Origin of the sequence: Prescottella defluvii (assembly GCF_000738775.1) — a bacterium.
GTDB lineage: Bacteria > Actinomycetota > Actinomycetes > Mycobacteriales > Mycobacteriaceae > Prescottella > Prescottella defluvii.
Genome location: NZ_JPOC01000005.1, coordinates 39,586 through 59,610, shown reverse-complemented (window position 1 = coordinate 59,610; position 20,025 = coordinate 39,586). Strand labels below are relative to the sequence as shown.

The 20,025-nt window shown below is 70.3% G+C and carries 18 protein-coding genes and 1 tRNA gene; 15 read left to right on the top strand and 4 right to left on the bottom strand.

Annotated features, from left to right (window positions below; translation table 11 throughout):
- Window positions 1-121: 121 nt before the first annotated feature.
- The 3 genes from IJ15_RS0101510 (at window position 122) to IJ15_RS0101500 (ending at window position 2,284) form a co-directional block, all read left to right on the top strand.
- Window positions 122-1,066, top strand: a complete 945-nt coding sequence (locus IJ15_RS0101510) for an esterase/lipase family protein (protein ID WP_407983952.1) — start codon at window positions 122-124, stop codon at window positions 1,064-1,066.
- A gap of 288 nt (window positions 1,067-1,354) precedes the next feature.
- On the top strand, window positions 1,355-1,846 hold the full coding sequence (locus IJ15_RS25425) for an excalibur calcium-binding domain-containing protein (RefSeq protein WP_081880525.1): 492 nt from the start codon (window positions 1,355-1,357) through the stop codon (window positions 1,844-1,846).
- Window positions 1,847-2,002: 156 nt separating this feature from the next.
- Complete coding sequence (locus IJ15_RS0101500) at window positions 2,003-2,284, top strand: hypothetical protein (protein WP_031936583.1); 282 nt, start codon at window positions 2,003-2,005, stop codon at window positions 2,282-2,284.
- 134 nt (window positions 2,285-2,418) lie between these two features.
- Here IJ15_RS0101500 and IJ15_RS0101495 read toward each other — a convergent pair.
- Both IJ15_RS0101495 and IJ15_RS0101490 read right to left on the bottom strand, forming a co-directional pair.
- Window positions 2,419-2,495: transfer RNA gene (locus IJ15_RS0101495), tRNA-Arg, on the bottom strand.
- A gap of 47 nt (window positions 2,496-2,542) precedes the next feature.
- On the bottom strand, window positions 2,543-3,496 hold the full coding sequence (locus IJ15_RS0101490) for a LysR family transcriptional regulator (protein WP_031936582.1): 954 nt from the start codon (window positions 3,494-3,496) through the stop codon (window positions 2,543-2,545).
- An 89-nt stretch (window positions 3,497-3,585) separates the two neighbouring features.
- Between IJ15_RS0101490 and IJ15_RS0101485 the strand changes: the two genes are divergently transcribed.
- The 12 genes from IJ15_RS0101485 to IJ15_RS0101425 all read left to right on the top strand — a co-directional run bounded on the left by IJ15_RS0101485 (window position 3,586) and on the right by IJ15_RS0101425 (window position 16,907).
- Window positions 3,586-4,713: an XdhC family protein gene (locus IJ15_RS0101485; RefSeq protein WP_031936581.1), complete on the top strand. Its 1,128-nt coding sequence runs from the start codon at window positions 3,586-3,588 to the stop codon at window positions 4,711-4,713.
- 108 nt (window positions 4,714-4,821) lie between these two features.
- Window positions 4,822-5,712: an FAD binding domain-containing protein gene (locus IJ15_RS0101480; protein ID WP_031936580.1), complete on the top strand. Its 891-nt coding sequence runs from the start codon at window positions 4,822-4,824 to the stop codon at window positions 5,710-5,712.
- A gap of 1 nt (window position 5,713) precedes the next feature.
- Complete coding sequence (locus IJ15_RS0101475) at window positions 5,714-6,211, top strand: (2Fe-2S)-binding protein (protein ID WP_031936579.1); 498 nt, start codon at window positions 5,714-5,716, stop codon at window positions 6,209-6,211.
- On the top strand, window positions 6,208-8,607 hold the full coding sequence (locus IJ15_RS0101470) for an aerobic carbon-monoxide dehydrogenase large subunit (RefSeq protein WP_031936578.1): 2,400 nt from the start codon (window positions 6,208-6,210) through the stop codon (window positions 8,605-8,607). The genes IJ15_RS0101475 and IJ15_RS0101470 overlap by 4 nt, the downstream gene beginning before the upstream one ends.
- Window positions 8,608-8,621: 14 nt before the next feature.
- Window positions 8,622-9,515, top strand: a complete 894-nt coding sequence (locus IJ15_RS0101465) for an XdhC family protein (protein ID WP_031936577.1) — start codon at window positions 8,622-8,624, stop codon at window positions 9,513-9,515.
- On the top strand, window positions 9,506-10,096 hold the full coding sequence (locus tag IJ15_RS0101460; protein ID WP_031936576.1) for a nucleotidyltransferase family protein: 591 nt from the start codon (window positions 9,506-9,508) through the stop codon (window positions 10,094-10,096). Before IJ15_RS0101465 ends, IJ15_RS0101460 begins: the two co-directional genes overlap by 10 nt.
- Window positions 10,048-10,989: an AAA family ATPase gene (locus IJ15_RS0101455; RefSeq protein WP_081880524.1), complete on the top strand. Its 942-nt coding sequence runs from the start codon at window positions 10,048-10,050 to the stop codon at window positions 10,987-10,989. The genes IJ15_RS0101460 and IJ15_RS0101455 overlap by 49 nt, the downstream gene beginning before the upstream one ends.
- Window positions 10,990-11,026: 37 nt before the next feature.
- Window positions 11,027-11,680 carry an SRPBCC family protein gene (locus IJ15_RS0101450; RefSeq protein WP_031936574.1) on the top strand — a complete coding sequence of 218 codons (654 nt, stop codon included), beginning with the start codon at window positions 11,027-11,029 and terminating at the stop codon, window positions 11,678-11,680.
- Window positions 11,677-12,933, top strand: a complete 1,257-nt coding sequence (locus IJ15_RS0101445; protein WP_031936573.1) for a vWA domain-containing protein — start codon at window positions 11,677-11,679, stop codon at window positions 12,931-12,933. The genes IJ15_RS0101450 and IJ15_RS0101445 overlap by 4 nt, the downstream gene beginning before the upstream one ends.
- Before the next feature lie 17 nt (window positions 12,934-12,950).
- Window positions 12,951-14,981 carry a cytochrome c oxidase assembly protein gene (locus IJ15_RS0101440; RefSeq protein WP_031936572.1) on the top strand — a complete coding sequence of 677 codons (2,031 nt, stop codon included), beginning with the start codon at window positions 12,951-12,953 and terminating at the stop codon, window positions 14,979-14,981.
- Between the two features lie 195 nt (window positions 14,982-15,176).
- Window positions 15,177-15,653 carry a single-stranded DNA-binding protein gene (gene ssb, locus IJ15_RS0101435; protein WP_031936571.1) on the top strand — a complete coding sequence of 159 codons (477 nt, stop codon included), beginning with the start codon at window positions 15,177-15,179 and terminating at the stop codon, window positions 15,651-15,653.
- Between the two features lie 108 nt (window positions 15,654-15,761).
- A complete protein-coding gene (locus IJ15_RS0101425) occupies window positions 15,762-16,907 on the top strand; it encodes a lipase family protein (protein WP_031936570.1) in 1,146 nt (381 codons plus the stop codon).
- Between the two features lie 10 nt (window positions 16,908-16,917).
- Here the strand turns inward: IJ15_RS0101425 and IJ15_RS0101420 are convergent, their stop codons facing one another.
- Both IJ15_RS0101420 and IJ15_RS0101415 read right to left on the bottom strand, forming a co-directional pair.
- A complete protein-coding gene (locus IJ15_RS0101420; protein WP_051918435.1) occupies window positions 16,918-18,222 on the bottom strand; it encodes a lipase family protein in 1,305 nt (434 codons plus the stop codon).
- A 59-nt stretch (window positions 18,223-18,281) separates the two neighbouring features.
- Complete coding sequence (locus tag IJ15_RS0101415) at window positions 18,282-19,880, bottom strand: GMC oxidoreductase (RefSeq protein WP_081880523.1); 1,599 nt, start codon at window positions 19,878-19,880, stop codon at window positions 18,282-18,284.
- Between the last annotated feature and the right edge of the window lie 145 nt (window positions 19,881-20,025).

The window sequence follows — 20,025 nt, the reverse complement described above, 5'->3', positions numbered from 1 at the left end:
CCGGAATCGGGGGCGGGCCTCCCTCGTTTGCGGATTCCGATTCTCTTGCGAGTGTGAGGTTTCGACTGCTCGGGGGCGGTCAGGTCGGCGGCTGAGGGGGAATCGGATGGTCAGGTCGTGCATGGCAGTCCTCGCACTCGTCGCGATGGCGGGATTCGGTCCGGGTGCGCTACCTGCGGTGGCTGCAGATCCGATGCCGGTGCCGCACAATTTCTTCGACGGGATCGGGCTGGAGGTGGCCGATCCCGGCGGTTCGATTCCCGGATCCAACGACTGGAGTTGCCGGCCGACGGCGGAACACCCGAATCCGGTGATCCTGGTCCACGGCACCGGTGCCAATCGTCAAACCAACTGGGCCACTTACGTTCCGTTGCTGAAGAACGAGGGCTACTGCGTGTTCGCGCCGACGTACGGCACGCGGGCAGGTGCGACGTGGCCGTCGAGCGCCTTCGGTGCTCTGGCGCCGCTGGAGCAGAGCGCCGAGCAGCTCTCCGTTTTCGTGGACGAGGTTCTCGCCACCACCGGTGCGACGGAGGTCGACATTGTGGGCCACTCGCAGGGCACCCTGATGCCGAACTACTACGTGAAGTTCCTCGGCGGCGCCGCGAAGGTCGACAAGTACGTCTCCCTGGCACCGCTGTGGGGTGGGGCCGGCGCCTTCTGGGCCGGCGAGATCACCGCGTTCGCCGAGCAGAACGGCCTCATGCCGTTGCAGCAGCAGACCTTCGGCCAACTCTGCGCGTCGTGTCTCGACATGGCGCCGGGCGCCGAGTTCGTCGACAAGATCAACGAGGGTGGCAGCCCCTACGTACCGGGTGTCACGTACACCAACATCGCCACCCGCTACGACGAACTCGTGGTCCCGTACACCAGCGGACTGGTGCCCGGACCCGACACCACCAACATCGTGATGCAGGACCAGTGCCCGCAGGACTACTCCGAACACGCGGCGATCGCGGCATCGCCGATCGCGGCCGCGCACGTACTCAACGCACTCGATCCGGAGCATCCGCGTCCGGTGCCGTGCATGGTGATCTCGCCGCTCACCGGGCTGCCGATCGGGTGAGGAACACGGCGGTAACGTCGTTGTGTGTCCGTCTTCTCGAGGTCGGGGATAGCGGCATCGGCCATGCTCTTCGAGTGCGCCAGGTCCACGCCGAATCGGATCATTGAAACCAGTCGGGTCTTGCGAGACGGCCTATGGGGACTTCGAAGTTGGTTCACCCTCGCAATCACCCTGTCGGCCGACCGGTTTTGCCCGAATTCCGGGCTAGAGTCCCTCAGGTTTGATCACAGTTAGGCGTGTCCCAGCCGGTACTGGTTGGGACACGCCTTTTCTACACTCACAGACGGGATGTTGAACATGCGTGTCTCAAGCTCGATCGTTCGGCGTACGGGCGCCGGAATCATGGTTCTGGCGGCAGCGTTCGCGTTGACTGCCTGCGGCGGTGACGATTCCAGCTCAGCGAAGACCACCACCACCACGGCTGTGTCTTCGACTACGAAGGCGACCACCACCGCCAAGGCCACAACAACTACCGGGGTTCCGCCGACAACGACTTCGTCGGTCGCTCCGGCCGCTGTCGAGCCGTCACCTGTCGTGCAGGCCCCGGCTCCTATCGTGAACGAACCGGAGCCCGCGCCGGTGCAGTTGCTTGCCCCTGCTCCAGCTCCGGCCCCTGCTCCTGCTCCAGCAGCGGTTGCACCGGCACCCGCTCCTGCAGCGAGCGCCTACTACCCGAACTGCAAAGCCGCGAAGGCAGCAGGCGCCGCACCCCTTTACAGCGGCGATCCCGGCTACAGCAGCAAGCTGGACCGCGACGGTGATGGCGTCGCCTGCGAATAGGTCATCCCAAGGCTGAGCGGTACGAAGGCCCGTACGAAACTGATCGACAGCGCAATTGGACGGGAGCAGAGTGGTCGAGTCATACGCGCGTCACGCCGACTCGGCGACGCGCATGACCTGCCGCCGGAATCAGGGGCCGATGCATGGAGGGCAATCATGAAGGGCAACAGTAAGGCTGGCGGGATCGCGATCCTGATTGCGATCGGGCTGGTGTTGGCCTACTGGAAGTGGATCGTCGGGTTCGCGGCCATGTGCCTGGCAGTGTGGGGTGCCTACGTCGGCCTCACGGCGGCGGTTCGACGGCATCAGGAGCGGACCGCGAAGGATCGTGCCGACAACGCCGCCCTGGCCGCCCGTGCTGACGAGCAACACCAGGAGTACCTAGCCGGCAAGGACGATGGACTGTACGGCGACTATCAGCCGGCGCCACTGGACTAGTCGACCGTCTCCGCTACGTTCGCCACGATCGACCGGTGTGGGCGCATATCCAGCGGCTGACCTGGTTGAATCCGGTGGGTTCGCGGATGGCGAGTCTTCGTACTCGGTCCCGCAGCCTTGTCGACCTGCTGTAGTGGTGCCCCCGGCAGGAATCGAACCTGCGACCTAGAGATTAGAAGGCTCTTGCTCTATCCAACTGAGCTACGGAGGCGCGCGGGAAAGCATACCCGCTGAATGTGGATGGCCTGTGCAACCGGGTCAGCTCCAGAGCGTCACGTGCACCTTCGGCTTGAAGTGGGTGACGTCGACGCCGGTGCCGCGGATCATCGCCTGGATGCAGCGGGGGGTGTTGACGAAGTGCAGTAGTTCGGATGCGGCGGGTTGCAGGTGCTGGTGGTGCAGGGTGGTGGCGCACCATTTGCCGGTGGCGCGTAGTTCGGGGCCGTCGATGCGGGTGAGGGAGCCCTCGGACAGTTCGTCGCTGACGGCGAACCCGAGGGCCAGGGTGAGCGCGGACGAGCGTCGGACGGCGTCGGTGGCGGCGGCGTCGCTCTGGAAGATCCGTTGTCGGTCGCGGGGGATGTCGAGGGCCCGCAGCAGATGGCGCATCGCGCCGTCGCCGCCGACCGCGGACGGGCCGAGGAACCACTGTTGCTCGCGCAGCCGGGACCGCGTCGGGCGGGTATGGGCGAGTGGATGATCGGGGGCGCCGACGGCGAGTACCTCGTAGTGCAGGAAGGGGTGGTTGCACAGGGGTTCGCCGCCGACGATGCGGGGGCCGAGGGCGACGTCGACCGCGCGGGACGAGATCAGGTTCGCGAACTGGCGGACCGGGTGGACGCTGAGTTCCACCGCCAGGTCCTTCGCCCGTCCGGCGAACCTGTCGATCAAACCGGGGGCGGCGTGCTCGGCGAACAGCGGTGACGCCGCGAGCCGCAGGAGGCGTCGTCCGTGCCCGGCCTGGCTCACCTCGAGCGCCGTCTGCTGCTGCAGCCCCAGGATCTCGACGGCCCGGCTCGCGAGACGCAGACCGCCGGGTGTGAATGCGAGTCCGGACGGCCGGCGGCAGTACAGCGGGTCGTCGAGTTCCTTGCGGAGTTGGGCGATATGCATGGAGACGCCCGAATCCGTCATGCCCAATTCGCGGGCGGCCGCTCGAACCGATCCGAGTCGCACCACCGCGGAATAGGCTCGCAGTTGAGCGGGTGTCACGAATTCGAGGGTACGTCCCGGCGAAGATCGACATCCGCGATTCGGCCCCTCGGACCTGCGTCGACGGGCCGGGGCTGGAGGCCGACTCGATGCGTGACGTGTTGTCCGATCTGCTCGGAATCTGGCGGGCCGGAGGCACCGCCGGACTGGCCACCGTCGTCGCCACGTTCCGGTCCGCGCCGCGCACCCCGGGGGCCGCGATGGTGGTGGCACCGGACGGCGTCGTCGCCGGATCCGTGTCCGGGGGATGCGTGGAGGGCGCCGTGTACGAGTTGGCGGCGGAAGTGGTCGCCACCGGCGAGCCGGTGCTCGAGCGATACGGAGTGAGCGACGACGATGCGTTCGCGGTGGGGCTCACGTGCGGCGGCATCCTCGACGTGTTCGTCGAGCCCGTCTCGTCGCGCACCTTCCCGGACCTCGCCGAGGTCGCCTCCGACGTCGAGACCGGCCGGCCGGTGGCCGTCGCGACGGTGATCGAGCACGAGGACCGTGCCCGGATCGGCCGGCATCTCGTGATCCGTCCGGAGACGGTGTCGGGTTCGCTCGGCTCGTCGCGCGCCGACGCGGCCGTCACCGACGACGGCCGCGGCCTGCTCGCCGCGGGCCGGACCGCGGTGCTCGAGTACGGGCCGGACGGCCAGCGCCGCGGCGAGGGGATGCGGGTGTTCGTCGCGAGCTACGCCCCGCCGCCGCGGATGCTGGTGTTCGGCGCGATCGACTTCGCGGCCGCGGTGGCCCGGCAGGGCGCGTTCCTCGGTTACCGGGTCACGGTGTGCGACGCGCGGGAGGTGTTCGCGACGGCGAGCCGATTCCCGACCGCCGACGAGGTGGTCGTCGACTGGCCGCATCGCTACCTGGCGGGTGAGGCCGCGGCGGGCCGGATCGACGGCCGCACCGTGATCTGCGTCCTCACCCACGACCCCAAGTTCGACGTGCCGCTGCTCGAGGTGGCACTGCGTCTGCCGGAGGTGGGGTACGTGGGGGCGATGGGGTCCGCGCGGACGCATGCCGACCGGCTCGGACGCCTGCGTGAGGCGGGGCTCACCGACGACGAGCTGGACCGGTTGTCGAGCCCGATCGGTCTGGATCTCGGGGCCCGGACACCGGAGGAGACGGCGGTGTCGATCGCGGCGGAGATCATCGCCCGCCGGTGGGGCGGTGGCGGGCTTCCCCTGCACGACCTGCACGGACGAATCCACCACGAGCAATCAGGATGATCACGACAGGCCCGGCGCCGACGTGATCAAGTGATCGCTGAATCGTGCTTGACGGTGGCCCCGGCCGGGCACACGCTGGAAGATATCCGGCGGTGTGAGGGGTGCCACATGCAGGTTCCGGGACTGTTCGAATACGAACGCGCAACCGACGTCGAGCACGCGATCGCGCTACTCGACCGGCTCGGCGACGAGGCGCGGGTCGTCGCCGGTGGGCACAGCCTGCTGCCGATGATGAAACTCCGCCTCGCCAACCCCGAGTACCTGATCGACATCAACGATCTGGTCGCCGAGCTCGGTGACATCACCGTCGAACCGGACGCCGTGCGGATCGGCGCGATGGTGCGGCACCGTCAGATCCTCGAGTCCGCCGATCTCGCCGCGCTGTTCCCGATCTTCCGGGACGCCGAGCGGGTGATCGCCGACCCGGTGGTCCGCAACCGGGGCACGATCGGCGGGTCGCTGTGCCAGGCCGATCCCGCCGAGGACCTGACGACGGTGTGTGCGGTGATCGGGGCGGTGTGCGTCATCCGCGGACCGACGGGGGTGCGTGAGGTACCGATGGACGACTTCCTCGTCGGCCCCTACGAGACCGCGGTGCGCGGCAACGAGATCCTCGTCGAGGTGCGCATCCCACGCGAGCACGCCGGCGGCAGCGCGTACGCGAAAGTGGAACGGCGGGTGGGGGACTGGGCCATCGCCGCGGCGGGCGCCTCGATGTGGCTGGACGGCGACCGGATCGGCGGCGCCCGGGTGGGGCTCACCGCGGTACAACCGGACGCCGCCCGCGTCGCCGCCATCGGGGAGTACCTCGGCGGGCTGGCGCTGTCCGAGGACGTGTTCATCGAGGCCGGGGTCCTCGCCGGGCAGGCGTGCGACCCGGTGACCGATCCACGCGGAACCGCCGCCTACAAACGCCATCTCGCCGGGGAACTGACCGTCCGCGCGCTGCGGACTGCCGCGCAACGCGCCTCGGGAACGCTCGACGGAACGGAGTCCTGACATGCAGGTGACGATGACGGTCAACGGGACCGAGGTGTCCGAGGATGTCGAACCGCGGATGCTGCTGGTGCATTTCCTGCGGGACTGCTTGGGGCTCACCGGAACCCACTGGGGTTGCGACACCAGCAACTGCGGGACGTGCGTGGTGTCGGTGGACGGCGAGCCGGTGAAGTCGTGCACGATGCTCGCCGTGATGGCCGGCGGCCGGGACGTGCGCACCGTCGAGGGTCTCGCGGCCGACGGGGTGCTCGATCCCGTGCAGGAGGGCTTCATGCAGTGCCACGGATTGCAGTGCGGCTTCTGCACCCCCGGCATGATGATCACCGCCCGGGCCCTGCTCGATCGCGACCCGGACCCCGACGAGCAGACCATCCGCGAGGCCATCTCCGGCCAGATCTGCCGCTGCACCGGCTACACGACGATCGTCCGGTCGGTCCGCTGGGCCGCCGAGCACGGCGGTGCGACCACCGACACCGTGACGACCGGAGGCGCGTCGTGACCACAGTGGACGAACCGGCCGAGGTGAACCCGGACCGGGTCGCGAACGACGAGAAGCCGTGCGGGCACGGCCGGATGCTGCGCAAGGAGGACCCCCGCTTCATCCGGGGCCGGGGCCGCTACGTCGACGACGTCCAGTTGCCCGGCATGCTGCACCTGGCGATCCTGCGCTCACCCGTCGCACACGCCCGCGTCGTGCGCATCGACACGACCGCGGCGCAGGCGCACCCGAAGGTGGCGGCGGTTGTGACCGGCGCGGACCTCGCCGAGAAGAGCCTGGCGTGGATGCCGACATTGTCGAACGACGTGCAGGCCGTCCTCGCGACCGACAAGGTGCGGTTCCAGGGGCAGGAGGTGGCGTTCGTCGTCGCCGAGGACCGCTACGCCGCGCGGGACGCCCTGGAGTTGATCGACGTCGAGTACGAGATCCTCGATCCGGTGATCGACGCGCGCCGCGCCCTCGAACCGGACGCCCCGGTGATCCGCACCGACCTGGACGGCAAGACCGACAATCACTGTTTCGACTGGGAAACGGGGGACGCCGAGGCCACCGAGGCGGCGTTCGACCGGGCGGATGTCGTGGTGCGGCAGGAACTCGTCTACCCGCGGGTCCATCCGGCGCCGATGGAGACGTGCGGGGCCGTCGCGGACTACGACGCCGTGGACGGCAAGCTCACCCTGTGGTCCACCAGTCAGGCGCCGCACGCGCACCGCACGCTGTACGCGCTGGTCGCCGGGCTGCCCGAACACAAGATCCGCGTCATCTCCCCCGACATCGGCGGCGGGTTCGGCAACAAGGTGCCGATCTACCCGGGCTACGTGTGCGCGATCGTCGGATCGCTGCTCACCGGCAAGCCGGTCAAGTGGATGGAGGACCGCAGCGAGAACCTCACCAGCACCGGCTTCGCCCGCGACTACATCATGGTCGGGGAGATCGCGGCGACGTCCGACGGCAAGATCCTCGCGATCCGCACCGACGTCCTCGCCGACCACGGCGCGTTCAACGGGACCGCGGCGCCGGTGAAGTACCCGGCCGGCTTCTTCGGGGTGTTCACCGGCAGCTACGACCTCGAGGCCGCGTACTGCCACATGACCGCCGTCTACACGAACAAGGCGCCCGGCGGCGTCGCCTACGCGTGCTCGTTCCGGATCACCGAGGCCGTCTATCTCGTCGAGCGTCTCGTGGACTGCCTCGCGTTCGACCTCGACCTGGACCCGGCCGAGCTGCGGCTGCGAAACCTGCTGCGGCCGGAGCAGTTTCCGTACACGTCGAAGACGGGCTGGAAGTACGACTCCGGTGACTACGCCACCACGATGCGCAAGGCCATGGACATGATCGGGTACGACGCGCTGCGCCGCGAACAGGCCGAGAAACGCGAACGCGGTGAACTGATGGGCATCGGGATGTCGTTCTTCACCGAGGCCGTCGGCGCCGGCCCACGCAAGGACATGGACATCCTCGGCCTCGGCATGGCCGACGGTTGCGAGTTGACCGTGCACCCCACCGGCAAGGCCGTCGTCCGGATCTCCGTGCAGACCCAGGGGCAGGGCCACGAGACGACGTTCGCGCAGATCGTCGCCGAGGAACTCGGCATCCCACCCGACGACGTCGACGTGGTGCACGGCGACACCGACAACACCCCGTTCGGGCTCGGCACGTACGGCAGTCGATCCACCCCGGTGTCCGGGGCGGCCGCCGCGCTGGTGGCGCGCAAGGTCCGCGACAAGGCGCGGATCATCGCGTCGGGCATGCTCGAGGTGTCCGTTTCGGATCTGGAATGGGAGAAGGGCCACTTCCACGTGACGGGGGATCCGTCGGCAGCGGTCACCATCCAGGACATCGCGATGCGCGCGTACGGCGCGGGCGACCTGCCCGACGGCATCGAGGGCGGGCTCGAGGCCCAGATCTGTTACAACCCGGAGAATCTCACCTACCCGTACGGCGCGTACTTCTGCGTCGTCGACATCGATCCGGGCACCGGCGTCGTGAAGGTACGCCGCTTCCTTGCGGTCGACGACTGCGGCACCCGCATCAACCCGATGATCATCGAGGGGCAGGTACACGGCGGCATCACCGACGGAATCGGTATGGCGCTCATGGAGATCATCGCGTTCGACGAGGACGGCAACTGCCTCGGGGGCTCGCTCATGGACTACCTCATCCCCACCGCGTTGGAGGTGCCGCACCTCGAGACCGGCTTCACCGTCACTCCGTCGCCGCATCACCCGATCGGGGCCAAGGGGATCGGGGAGAGCGCCACCGTCGGGTCGCCGCCCGCCGTCGTCAACGCCGTCGTCGACGCGCTGAAACCGTTCGGGGTGCGGCACGCCGACATGCCGCTGACACCGTCGCGGGTATGGGAGGCGATGCAGGGCCGAGCGACCCCGCCGATCTGACGAGGAGAGTGCACATGGACCTGAGTGCGCGCGCCGCGCAACTGGCGGGCGAGCGGCGCCCGTACGTGCGCGCGACGGTGGTCCGGGCGCAGCAGCCGACGTCGGCATCGCCGGGTGACCGCGCGATCCTGTTGCCGGACGGCACGATCGAGGGATTCGTCGGTGGTCACTGCGCGCAGAACTCGGTGCGCGTCGCGGCGGCCGACGTCCTCGCATCGGGGGAGAGCCTGCTGCTGCGGATCCTGCCGGACGGCGGTGTCGACTACCCGGAGGCGCCCGGCGCGCGGGTCGTGGTCAACCCGTGCCTGTCCGGCGGCGCGATGGAGATCTTCCTCGAGGCGTGCCTGCCCGCCCCGATCGTGCGGGTGGTCGGCGCGACCCCGGTCGCCGACGCCGTCGCCGATCTGGCCGACCGACTCGACCTGGACGTCCGCCGCGGCGGCGAGCCGGTCCCGGACGAGACCGCGGTGATCGTGGCGAGCCTCGGTGGGGACGAGCCGACGACGATCCGGGAGGCGCTCGACGCCGGAGCCGGATACGTCGGCCTCGTCGCCGGCCGGGTGCGGGGCGCCGCTGTCGTCGACGGACTCGACCTCGATCCCGGGCCGCGGGCACTCGTGCACACGCCCGCGGGACTGCCGATCGGCGCCCGCACCCCCGGCGAGATCGCGGTCGCGATCCTCGCGGAACTGGTGCGGGAAATCCGTGTCGAGGGACTTCCCGTCGTAGGCCGGTTCGGCGGCGAGGCGGAGAATGCGGCCGCGCTGACCGTGATCGACCCGGTGTGCGGCATGTCGGTCACCGTCGGCGAGGACACCCCGCACCTGCAGATCGACGGCGAGGACTACTGGTTCTGCGCGCCCGGATGCCGCCGCAGCTACGAGAAGGAGCGTGCGCGATGTTCGTGACCGGACTGGTCCTGGCGGCCGGCGCGTCGCGGCGCCTGGGACGGCCGAAGCAGCTGTTGCCGTACCGCGGTGCGACGCTGCTCGACGCGACCCTCACCGTGGCGCGCGCGTGCCGGTTCCAGCAGCTGCTGGTGACCGTGCCCGGCGCCGCCGAGGCGATCGAGGACCTCGTCGACCTCCGCGGCTGCACCGTCGTCCACTGCCCCGACTCGGGGAGTGGATGCTCGGCCTCGGTGAAAGCGGCGCTGCCGGAGATCGATCCGCTGGCGTCGGGGATCGTGCTGATGCTCGGCGACCAACCCGGCGTCACCCCCGCGACCGTGCGGGCGCTGGTGACCCGCGGTCGTCTCGAGAACATCGGACTGTGCCGCTACACAGACGGTCCCGGACATCCACTGTGGTTGGGCCGCAGCAGCTTCGGTGACCTCGCCGCGCTGTACGGCGACAAGGCCGTGTGGAAGCTCTTCGATCGCGCGCTCACGGACGTCTTCGAGATCCCGGCCGAGGGACGGATCCCGCTCGACGTCGACACATGGGACGGCTACCGGGCGCTGCTCGACCAGGACCGGGACGCGTCGTGACCGCTGCCGCCGCCGAATTCGCCGACATCGAGGACCTGACGCGACGGTTCGACGCGCAGGACTACCTGCTCGACGAGGGGACGGCGACAGCGCTCTACCTGGCGTCGCGGCTGGGCCGCCCGCTGCTGCTCGAGGGCGAACCGGGGGTCGGGAAGACGACGGCGGCCAAGGCGCTCGCCGCCGCGTCGGGGACACCACTGGTCCGGCTCCAGTGCTACGAGGGTCTCGGTGCGGACGAGGCGCTGTACGACTGGAACTACCAGCGGCAGCTGCTCGCGGTGCGGTTGTCGGAGGCACACGGGGAGCGACTGCGGGAGGCGGACCTGTTCACCGAGCCGTTCCTGCTCGAGCGTCCGATCCTGCGGTGCGTGCGACACCGCGGTCCGCGCCCACCGGTGCTGCTGATCGACGAGATCGACCGGGCCGACGACGAATTCGAGGCGCTGCTACTCGAGTTCCTCGGCGAGTCCTCGGTGACGGTCCCCGAACTCGGCACGTTCGTCGCCGAGCGACCACCCACCGTGGTCCTCACCTCCAACCGCAGTCGGGACCTGCACGACGCGCTGCGCCGCCGCTGCCTCTACCACTGGATCGACTACCCGCAGCCCGCCCGCGCCGCCGCGATCCTGCGTCGCACCGTGCCCGGCGCCGACACCGCCCTGATCACCGCCGTCACCGACTTCGTGGCATCGGCCCGTTCCCTCGACCTCGACAAGGCGCCGGGCATCGCGGAGGCCATCGACTGGGTGTCCGCGCTCGCGGCGCTCGGGGCGGCGGATCTGGCGCCGGCCACCGCACTGGCGAGTCTCGGTGCGATCGCGAAGACCCCGGACGACCGCGTCCTGCTGGCCGCGGCGGTCGGCGAGTACGCGGCCGGCCGGACACCCCAGTGACACCACCGACACCACCGACAGCACCGAGAGGACCGGCATGAAGATCGCAGATCAGTTCACCGTCGACGCACCGATAGACCGGGCGTGGGAGATCCTCACCGATCTCGAGGGCATCGCCCCACTGCTGCCCGGTGCCACGATGACCGGACGGGAGGGCGACGACTACCTCGGCACCGTGAAGATCAAGGTCGGTCCAGTGACGAGTGAGTTCGCCGGCCGGGCGTCGTTCACCGAGAAGGACGAGAACTCGCACACCGCGGTGATCGACGCCCGCGGCCGGGAGAAGCGCGGCAGCGGCAACGCGTCGGCCACCATCACCGCCCGCCTGCACGAGGACGGCGGCGCCACCCGCGTCACGGTGGACACCGACATGAAGATCGTCGGCAAACTGGCCCAGTTCGGCAGCGGCATGATCGCGCAGGTGTCGGAGAAGCTGATGGGCCAGTTCGCGGCGTCCCTTCAGGGCAAGCTCGCGGCCGGCGGAGCTGAACCGGACGTCGCGCCGGCATCCATGCCGGTCGGGACCGTGTCGCCGGCAGCGCCGACAGCGCCTCCAGCGTCTTCTCAGGTGCAGCCCATCGACCTGATCGAGTTGGCCGGCGGGTCGGCGGCCCGGCGCGCGACGCCGTGGATCGTCGCGGTGGTCGCCGCCGTCGTCGTCTTCGCGATATTGCGGTCCCGGCGGACGTGACCGGATCCGCGGTCCTGCTGCGCGGTGTCGACCTCGCGGCGTTCGCCGTCGCGCTCGTCACCCGCGCCCGCCGCGCCGGGGTCGACGTCTCGGCGAGCGGCGCCGCGCGGTTCACCGAGGCGCTGCGGGTGCTGCCACCCACCGGCCGGCGACGGCTGTACTGGACGGCTCGGGTCAGCCTCGTCGGCCGGCACACCGACATCGAGCGGTTCGACGCGGTCTTCGCGGCGGTGTTCGACGACGCGGTACTCGCGCTCGACCCCGCCGCCCGCGCCTCGGCCCCGCACACGAAGCGGACCCGCGCCGGCGGGGGAGCCGACGACGGGTCAGCGGCGCCCGGGCCCCGGTCGCGGGGCGCGCCGCCGTGGGCGACCCTCGACGCCACCGCGGCCCCGCCGCCGGATCCGGGCGGGGGCGACGAGACCACCGCGGTGACGTTGCGGCTGCCGAGCCCGATCGAGGCGATCGCCGACGAACCGTTCGGGCTGTTACGTGACGACGACCTGCGCCGGCTGGGTCGCTGGCTGGAACAGACCGAACCGGACTGGCCCCGCCGGCCGGGCCGCCGCCACGAACCGCACCGGCACGGCCGGGTGGATCTGCGGGCCACCATCCGCCGGGCCCGCGGCACCGGCTTCGAACCCGTCCGGCTGGTGCGGTGCCGGCCGCGCGAGCGGCGGCGGCGGATCGTGCTGCTGTGCGACGTGAGCCGGTCCATGCACGGGTACGCCGACGTGTACGTGCACCTGATGCGGGCCGCGGTCGTGCGGGGCAACGCGGAGGTGTTCGCCTTCTCGACCCACCTGACCCGGCTGACGCCCGTCCTCGCGCACCGAAGCGCGGACGTGGCCGTCGCGCGTGCCAGCGAGCGTGTCGTCGACCGATTCGGCGGCACCCACATCGCCGGCAGCCTCGCCGCACTGTTGTCCTCACCACACGGAAGCGCGCTGCGGGGCGCCGTCGTGATCGTCGCGTCGGACGGCTGGGACAGTGACGATCCCGCCGACCTGGCCCGCGCCGTCGCCCGCATTCACCGCCGGGCCCACCGGGTGGTGTGGCTCAATCCCCGTGCCGGGGCAGCAGGATTCGAGCCGACCGCCGGTTCGATGGCCGCGGCGTTGCCGCACTGCGACGACTTCCTCTCGGCCCACACCGTCGCGGCGCTCGGAGAAATGCTGACCACCGTCGCCCGGAACGACCGAGTCGCGCGCGCCCGCGCTCGGGTGAGGGGCAAGTCCGACAGATTGTCGTAGGTCCTACCCTTGTCGGTATGGCAACACCCCTGCGCGAGCAGTCCGACCACGCTCCCGTCAGCTCCCCCCGATCAGGATCCGGCGTCGTCTACGCGGTCAGCGGAGTCCTCGCCGGGATCGTCGCCGCGCTCGTCGTGGCGATGTCCGCATCCCAGGCGCTGGTCTTGATGGGCATCCCGGACCCGGGCCCCCTCACCACGTACGGCCTACCCGCGCTGCGCGCGGTCAGCGAGGTCGCCGCCGTCATCGCGGTCGGCTCCCTCCTGTTCGCGGCGTTCATGGTCCCGCCGCAGAAATCCGGCGTCCTCGACGTCGACGGCTACCGTGCGATCCGGACCGCCTCCGCTGCGGCCCTCGTGTGGGCAGTGTGCTCGGCGGTCCTGGTGCCGCTGACACTGTCCGACACGTCCGGGCAGCCGTTCTCGGAGGCGGTGAAGCCGGCCAACCTGTTCTCCGCGATGGGGCAGGTCGAGACCGCCGTCGCGTGGCAGTGGACAGCGATCCTCGCCGTCGTGCTCGCGGTCCTGTCACGGATCGTGCTGCGCTGGTCGTGGACGCCGTTCCTGCTGGCGCTGAGCGTCGCGACGATGATGCCGCTCGCACTCACCGGACACTCGTCGTCCGGCGGTTCGCACGACATCGCGACCAACAGCCTGATCTGGCATGTCGTCGGGGCGGCGTTCTGGGCCGGTGGCCTGTTCGCTCTCCTCGCACACGCCCGGCGCCGCGGGGCGTACACCGACGTCGCGGCGCGCCGGTTCTCGTTCGTGGCGACCATCTGCTTCGTCGCGATGGCCCTGAGCGGTGTCATCAACGCGCTCGTGCGCCTGCCGCTCGACGACCTGTTCACCACGACCTACGGCCGCCTGATCGTCGCCAAGGTCGTCGCGCTGGTCCTGCTCGGCGTCTTCGGGTGGATGCAGCGCCGTCGGGCCCTGCCCGCGCTCGCCGCCGACCCGGAATCCCGGGGCGCCCTCATCCGGTTCGCCGGCGCCGAGGCCCTCGTGTTCGCCGCGACGATCGGCATCGCGGTCGGCCTCGGCCGGACCCCGCCGCCCCCGCCGGCCACGCTGCCGACCATCACCGAGGTGGAACTCGGCTACAACTTGGACGGCCCGCCGACCTTCGCGCGTCTCGCGCTGGACTGGCGCTTCGACCTGATCTTCGGCACGGCCGCGATCATCCTCGCGGTGCTGTACATCGTCGGGCTGCGCACGCTGCGCAAGCGCGGCGACAGTTGGCCCGTCGGACGCACGATCGCATGGATCAGCGGCTGCGTCGTGCTGCTGATCGCCACCTCGTCGGGCGTCGGCCGGTACGCCACGGCGATGTTCAGTGTCCACATGGGTGGGCACATGGCACTGTCGATGCTCGCACCGGTGCTGCTGGCACTCGGCGGCCCGTTCACCCTCGCGCTGCGGGCGCTGCGCCCGGCCGGCAAGGACGGGGTGCCGGGTCCCCGCGAGTGGCTGCTCGCGTTCCTGCACAGCCCGATCTCGCGTTTCCTCACCCAGCCGATCGTCGCGTCGGTGCTGTTCGTCGGAGGCTTCTACGCGCTGTACCTCGGCGGCATCTTCGGTGCGAACGTCGACAGCCACACCGCGCACCTGCTGATGAACGTGCACTTCATCCTCAGCGGGTACCTGTTCTACTGGGTCGTCATCGGCGTCGACCCGGCGCCGCGGCAGTTGCAGCCCATCACCAAGCTGGCCATGGTGTTCGGATCGTTGCCGTTCCACGCGTTCTTCGGCGTCACGCTCATGAGCATGGGCACGGTCATGGGCGGGACGTTCTACCGCTCGCTGGGTCTGGACTGGAACGCCGACCTGCTCGAGGACCAGCAGCTGGGCGGCTCCATCGCGTGGGCCACCGGCGAGGTGCCGCTGGTGCTCGTCATGCTCGCGCTGCTGGTGCAGTGGTCGCGCAGCGACCAGAAGACCGCCAAGCGTGTCGACCGGGCCGCCGACCGCGACGACGACGCCGAACTGGCCGCACACAACGCGATGTTCGCCGAACTGGCCCGCCGCGAACGTGAGGCCGGTCGATAGCACACCGGCACGACACGAACCGTCGCCGAACCCGGCTCCAGGGCGAGGCTGTGGATACGACTCCGGTTCGTCCACAGATCCGTCCCGGCCCGGATTCGGGCCCGAATCCACGGCATCGTCGAACGCACCGTCCCGATCGGGCGGTGCGTTCGCCGTTCCGGGGACGACAGGGTGTGAGACGCGAGGGGGCAACAGATGTACGAGACACACGGCACGGTCGTGGGCACCGTCATCACCGATCCGGTGAAGCGGGAGACGACGTCCGGTGAGGAAGTGATGAGCTTCCGGATGGCGAGCAACGTGCGCCGACGGGACCGCGAGACGGGTGAATGGACCGACGGCGCGACGCTGTACCTGACGGTGAGCTGCTGGCGCCGGCTCGTGCAGGGGGTGGGTGCCTCGCTCATGAAGGGCGACCCGATCATCGCGCACGGCGAACTGCGCACCAACGAATACAAGACGCGTGACGGCGAGCCGCGGTCCGACCTCGAGATGCGGGCCACCGCGATCGGGCCGGACCTGGCGCGCTGCACCGCCAAGCTCGACCGATCGTGGCGGATCCGGGTCGCGCCGTCGCCGGACGACGCCGCGACGTCGTCACCCGACCACGCCGACGACGGTGAGGACGTCGGTGACGCCGCCGGGGACGGCGTCGAATCGCTGGCCGGCTAGCCGGAACCGGATCGACGGATTCGGCGGATCGCCGCGTGGTGGCCCGCGCGGTCTGCGAAGGTGATCGAACGTCCGTTCAGGATATTCGCGACATACGGGGAGTGGGCCATGCGTCGATCGAGCCGTCAGTCATTGCGCCGCGCAACAGCGGTGGGGGCGGTCCTCGCCCTCACCGCGCTCCTGCCGGCCACCGCGTCGGCGGGCGGGGTGGTGTCCGCGGACACCGCGCCCGGACACGTCGAGTCCGTCGAGGCATTGCCGCCCGGGCTCGGATTGGCCGGGACGGCGCGTGAGTACCGCCTCACGTATACGACGCGGGACGCGGCAGGGCGTCCCGCGTCGAGTTCCGGGGTCGTGTTCGTACCTCAGGGCGTTCCACCGGAGGGCGGGTGGCCGGTGGTGTCGTGGGCGCACGGGACGGTCGGGCTCGGCGACGCGTGTGCGCCCTCGCAGAATCCGCGGTCGGCGCGCGACGCGAACTACCTCGGGCACTGGCTGTCCCAGGGGTACGCGATCGTCGCATCGGACTACATCGGACTGGGCACACCCGGTGTGCACCCGTACCTGGAGAGTGCGTCCGAGGCGAATGCCGTGGTCGACATGGTGCGGGCCGGGCGCGCGGTGGTGCCCGAGCTGTCGCCACGGTGGATGGCGATCGGGCAGTCGCAGGGTGGGCACGCCGCGCTGGCCGCCGCCCACCAGGCGACCCGCTACGCGCCCGAACTCGACTACCGCGGCGCGGTCACCACCGGCGCGCCGTCGAACCTCGAGTACGCCTTCTCGATCGGCGGCCCGTGGATCCCGCCGCTCGGGTTCGACGGGCTGACCTCGTTCACGACGTACATCCTCGCCGGGATGCGCGCGACCATGCCCGAGGTCGACGTGAACAGCTACCTCACCCCGCGCGGCCGCCAGCTCGTCGACGCCGCCGAGACCCTCTGCTACCAGGAACAGGCCGAGGCCGTGAAGGGCGTCTCCGTGGGTGAACTGCTGACCCGATCGCTCGGCGAACCTCCCATGCACGCGGCGATGACCGAGTATCTCGGCGTGCCCACCAGCGGCTACGACCGGTCACTGTTCATCGCGCAGGGCCTGCTCGACACCGTCGTCCCGGCACCGCTGTCGTTCAAGCTCATCGCCGACCTGCGACTGGCCGGCGTCGACGCCACCTACATGACCTATCCCACCAACCACGACGGGACCATGGCCGCGTCGCTGCCGGACTCCACGTCGTTCGTCCGGCACCGACTGTGATCACGCTCGATCAGGAGATGCTGCAGCCCGGCGCGACCGGAACATCGTCGAGACGGTCGAGCAGGTAGCGGACGGGTTCGCCGTCGACGTATGCATCGTCGATCAGCGGTCCGAAGTGATTGCCGAACGTGGTACCCGGTGCGAGCGGCGGCAGGTCGTTGGTGCGGAACGTGACGTTCGCGCCGCGGTCGCACCAGTCCACGGCCAGCTGTCGGGCCTGGCCGTAGGGGACGGTGTCGTCGTTGCGGCCGCTGCTGATCAGGACCGGGACGTCGGGCGCGACAGTGCCGATGCGTTGCTTGCGGAGCACGTCGAGGGCCTCGGGAACGTCGCGGAGGTTGTCGAGCAGGGGCCTGCCGTCCCGCGTGTAGGCGCTCGTCCGCAGGAACGGGCGTTCGACGATGATGTCGGCGATGCATTCGGTGGCGATGCCGTCGAGCGTCGCCCTGCCCTCGGGGGTGAGTCGCTCGTCGACCACCGACTGCAGGTCCGGGTAGCGCGCGACGAAGCCGTTGATCGCGAAGCCGATGGCGCCGCCGATGAGATTTCCGTCGATCTGGGCCAGTACCTGCTCGAGATCGGCGGTCGGACCACCGGCCCAGGCGCCCTTGATGTTCAGTTCGGGGGCGTACGAGGCGGCGAGTTCGACCGCGGCCGCGGTGGCGCCGCCGCCCTGCGAATAGCCCCACAGCGCAATCGGAGTCGCATCGTCGCCGCTGAGTGCGTTCGCGGCGCGGGCGGCGTCGAGCACCGCATGCGCCTGCTCGAGCCGGTTGACGTAGGTGTGGACACCGGGTGTGCCGAGGCCGACGTAGTCCGTCACGAACACTCGCGCCCCCAGCGACGACCACAGCGCTGCGGACGGTGCCTCCTGATTGGCCGACAGGAACAGCGGATCGACACCCGCGATCAGGCCGGTGGGGAACGCACGCGACATCGCGCACTGGTCGCCCTGCCCGGACGTGCCGGGCGCGATGACGACGGTCGGCCGCGGGCCCCCGCCACGCCACGGGTGCGTGCTGTCGATGAAGGTGCCCGTCACCGCGGTCGGCGTGCCGTCCTGCAGGCGCGAGGTGTACATCACCAGTTGCGCTGCGACAGGCCAGGTGCCGTCGGCTTCAGGGGGTGTGCCGAACACCGGCATCGGCTGCGCGCGGACGACCTCGCCCGCAGTCGCCGGCAACTCGGCCGGCGGCGTGTAGAAGTCGGGTGCGGGAGCGGCGGACACGGGCCCCGCCGTCGTGACGGCGAGCGCGACGGCGACGGCGCCTCCCAGGGCCGCGAGGGTGGAACGGAGCGGTCGAGAGCTGGTCATGGACAGGCCTTTCGGTCCGGAGTTCGAGCTGCGACGGGGCTGCGATGGGGCTGCGGCGGTCAGATGACCGTGCCCACGTCGTGCGCGACGATGCGGTCGAGGGCGCGCTCGGCGACCGCGGCGATGGTCATGGACGGGTTGCACGCGGCGGTGTTGCCCGGCATCAGGGCGCCGTCGAGGACGTACAGCCCACGCTGGCCGTGGACGCGGCCCTCGAGGTCGCAGACCGCGCCCATGTTCGCGCCGCCCAGCGGATGCCACGTGGACGGCACGATCGCGTTCGTGTCGGTGAGGATGCTCGTCGGGCCGGCGATCGCGCGGACCGTCCGATCGATGTGACCGTTCTGGATGGCCCGGTCGCCCTCGTGCGGCCAGCGCAGTACCGCGTCGCTGCTGGCAGGGTCGTACTCGAACCGTCCGCGGCCGTCGCTCACGCCGTAGCCGACGAGCATGGTGCTGCGCACGTCCACCGACAGCGACGGGATCGAGGCCTGGATGACGGTGTGGGCGGTCGCCGGATCGTCCCAGTTGAGGCTGCCGTAGACGACCGGTCCGCCCTGCGTGACGCCGAACTCGCGGGTCGGGTCGGTCCACACGTAGATCCGGTCGGCATTGGTGCCCCAGCCGCCGCCCAGCGCGTCGGGCAGGTCGGAGATCCGTCCCTGCGCGGCGGCCCGCACCAGCATCTTGGTGGTGTTCAGGCTGCCGGCGGACATGACGAGCGCGTCGGAGGTGAGGATCTTGTTCTCGAGCACGCGGCCGGTCGTGTCGATCCGGTTCACGAACACCGTCCAGCGGCCGTCCGGTGCCCGTTCGACGTCGGTGACCTCGTGCAGCGTCTGCACCGTCACCCTCCCGGTCGCCTCGGCGGCCGCGATGTAGGTGACGTCGACGGAGTGCTTGCCGCCGTTGTTGACGCCGAGCGCACCGTCGCCGTTGGTGTAGGCCGGCTTCATCAGCCCGCGCAGCTCGTCCAGGGCGTAGTTCCAGTCGATCGGCATCGGGATCTTCGACAGCGGCAGCCCGGCACGTTCGACGTTCTGTGCGAACGTCCGCGGTGCGAGGTAGCTGGGACTGTCGACCAGTTCGTCGGGTGCGACCGCGAGCCCCAGCATCCGGGCGACCCGGGGGTAGTGGACCCGCTCCATCTCCGCCCAGTCGATGCCGCCGGGGAAGTGCGTGGTGAACACGGCCTCCGACGGCTGCAGCGACATGCCCTGGTAGATCAGCGAGCCGCCGCCGACGCCGGCCGCGCACAGCGCGGTGATGTTGTCGCCCGGAACCGCCTCGATCAGACCGGTGAAGGGCTCCACGAGGATCGGCCGGCCGAACAGCTGCGGCGCGGACCGGTACCAGAGCGCACGCTTGTCCGGAGCGGTCGGGCTCGGGAAGGTCGTCGCGTTCGGCCCTGTCGGCCAGCGGATTCCGCGCTCCAGGACGGTCACCTGCACGCCTGCTTCCGCGAGCCGCAGCGCGGTCACGCCGCCGCCGAAGCCGGAGCCGATCACGATCACGCGGTGGTCCTCGCGAGTGACCGGAATCCGGTCGACGCGGGCAGCGATCCCGGCCGCGTGGGCACCGCCCGGCGCGGCCAGTGCAATCCCCGCGGCGGTGGCGGCAGCGGCGGTCAGGAACGACCTTCTCTTGATCTCGGACACGGCAAACCCCCCAGTTGGAACGCAGTGGTCGTCAACAGTCGAAGGGTCCCTTCATGCGCTGTAGGCGCATGAACGGTCCCTTCAGCTCGGGGCGGACGGATGGTCAGCCGCGCGGAGTGATCCGACTCACTCCGGAGAGCCAGGT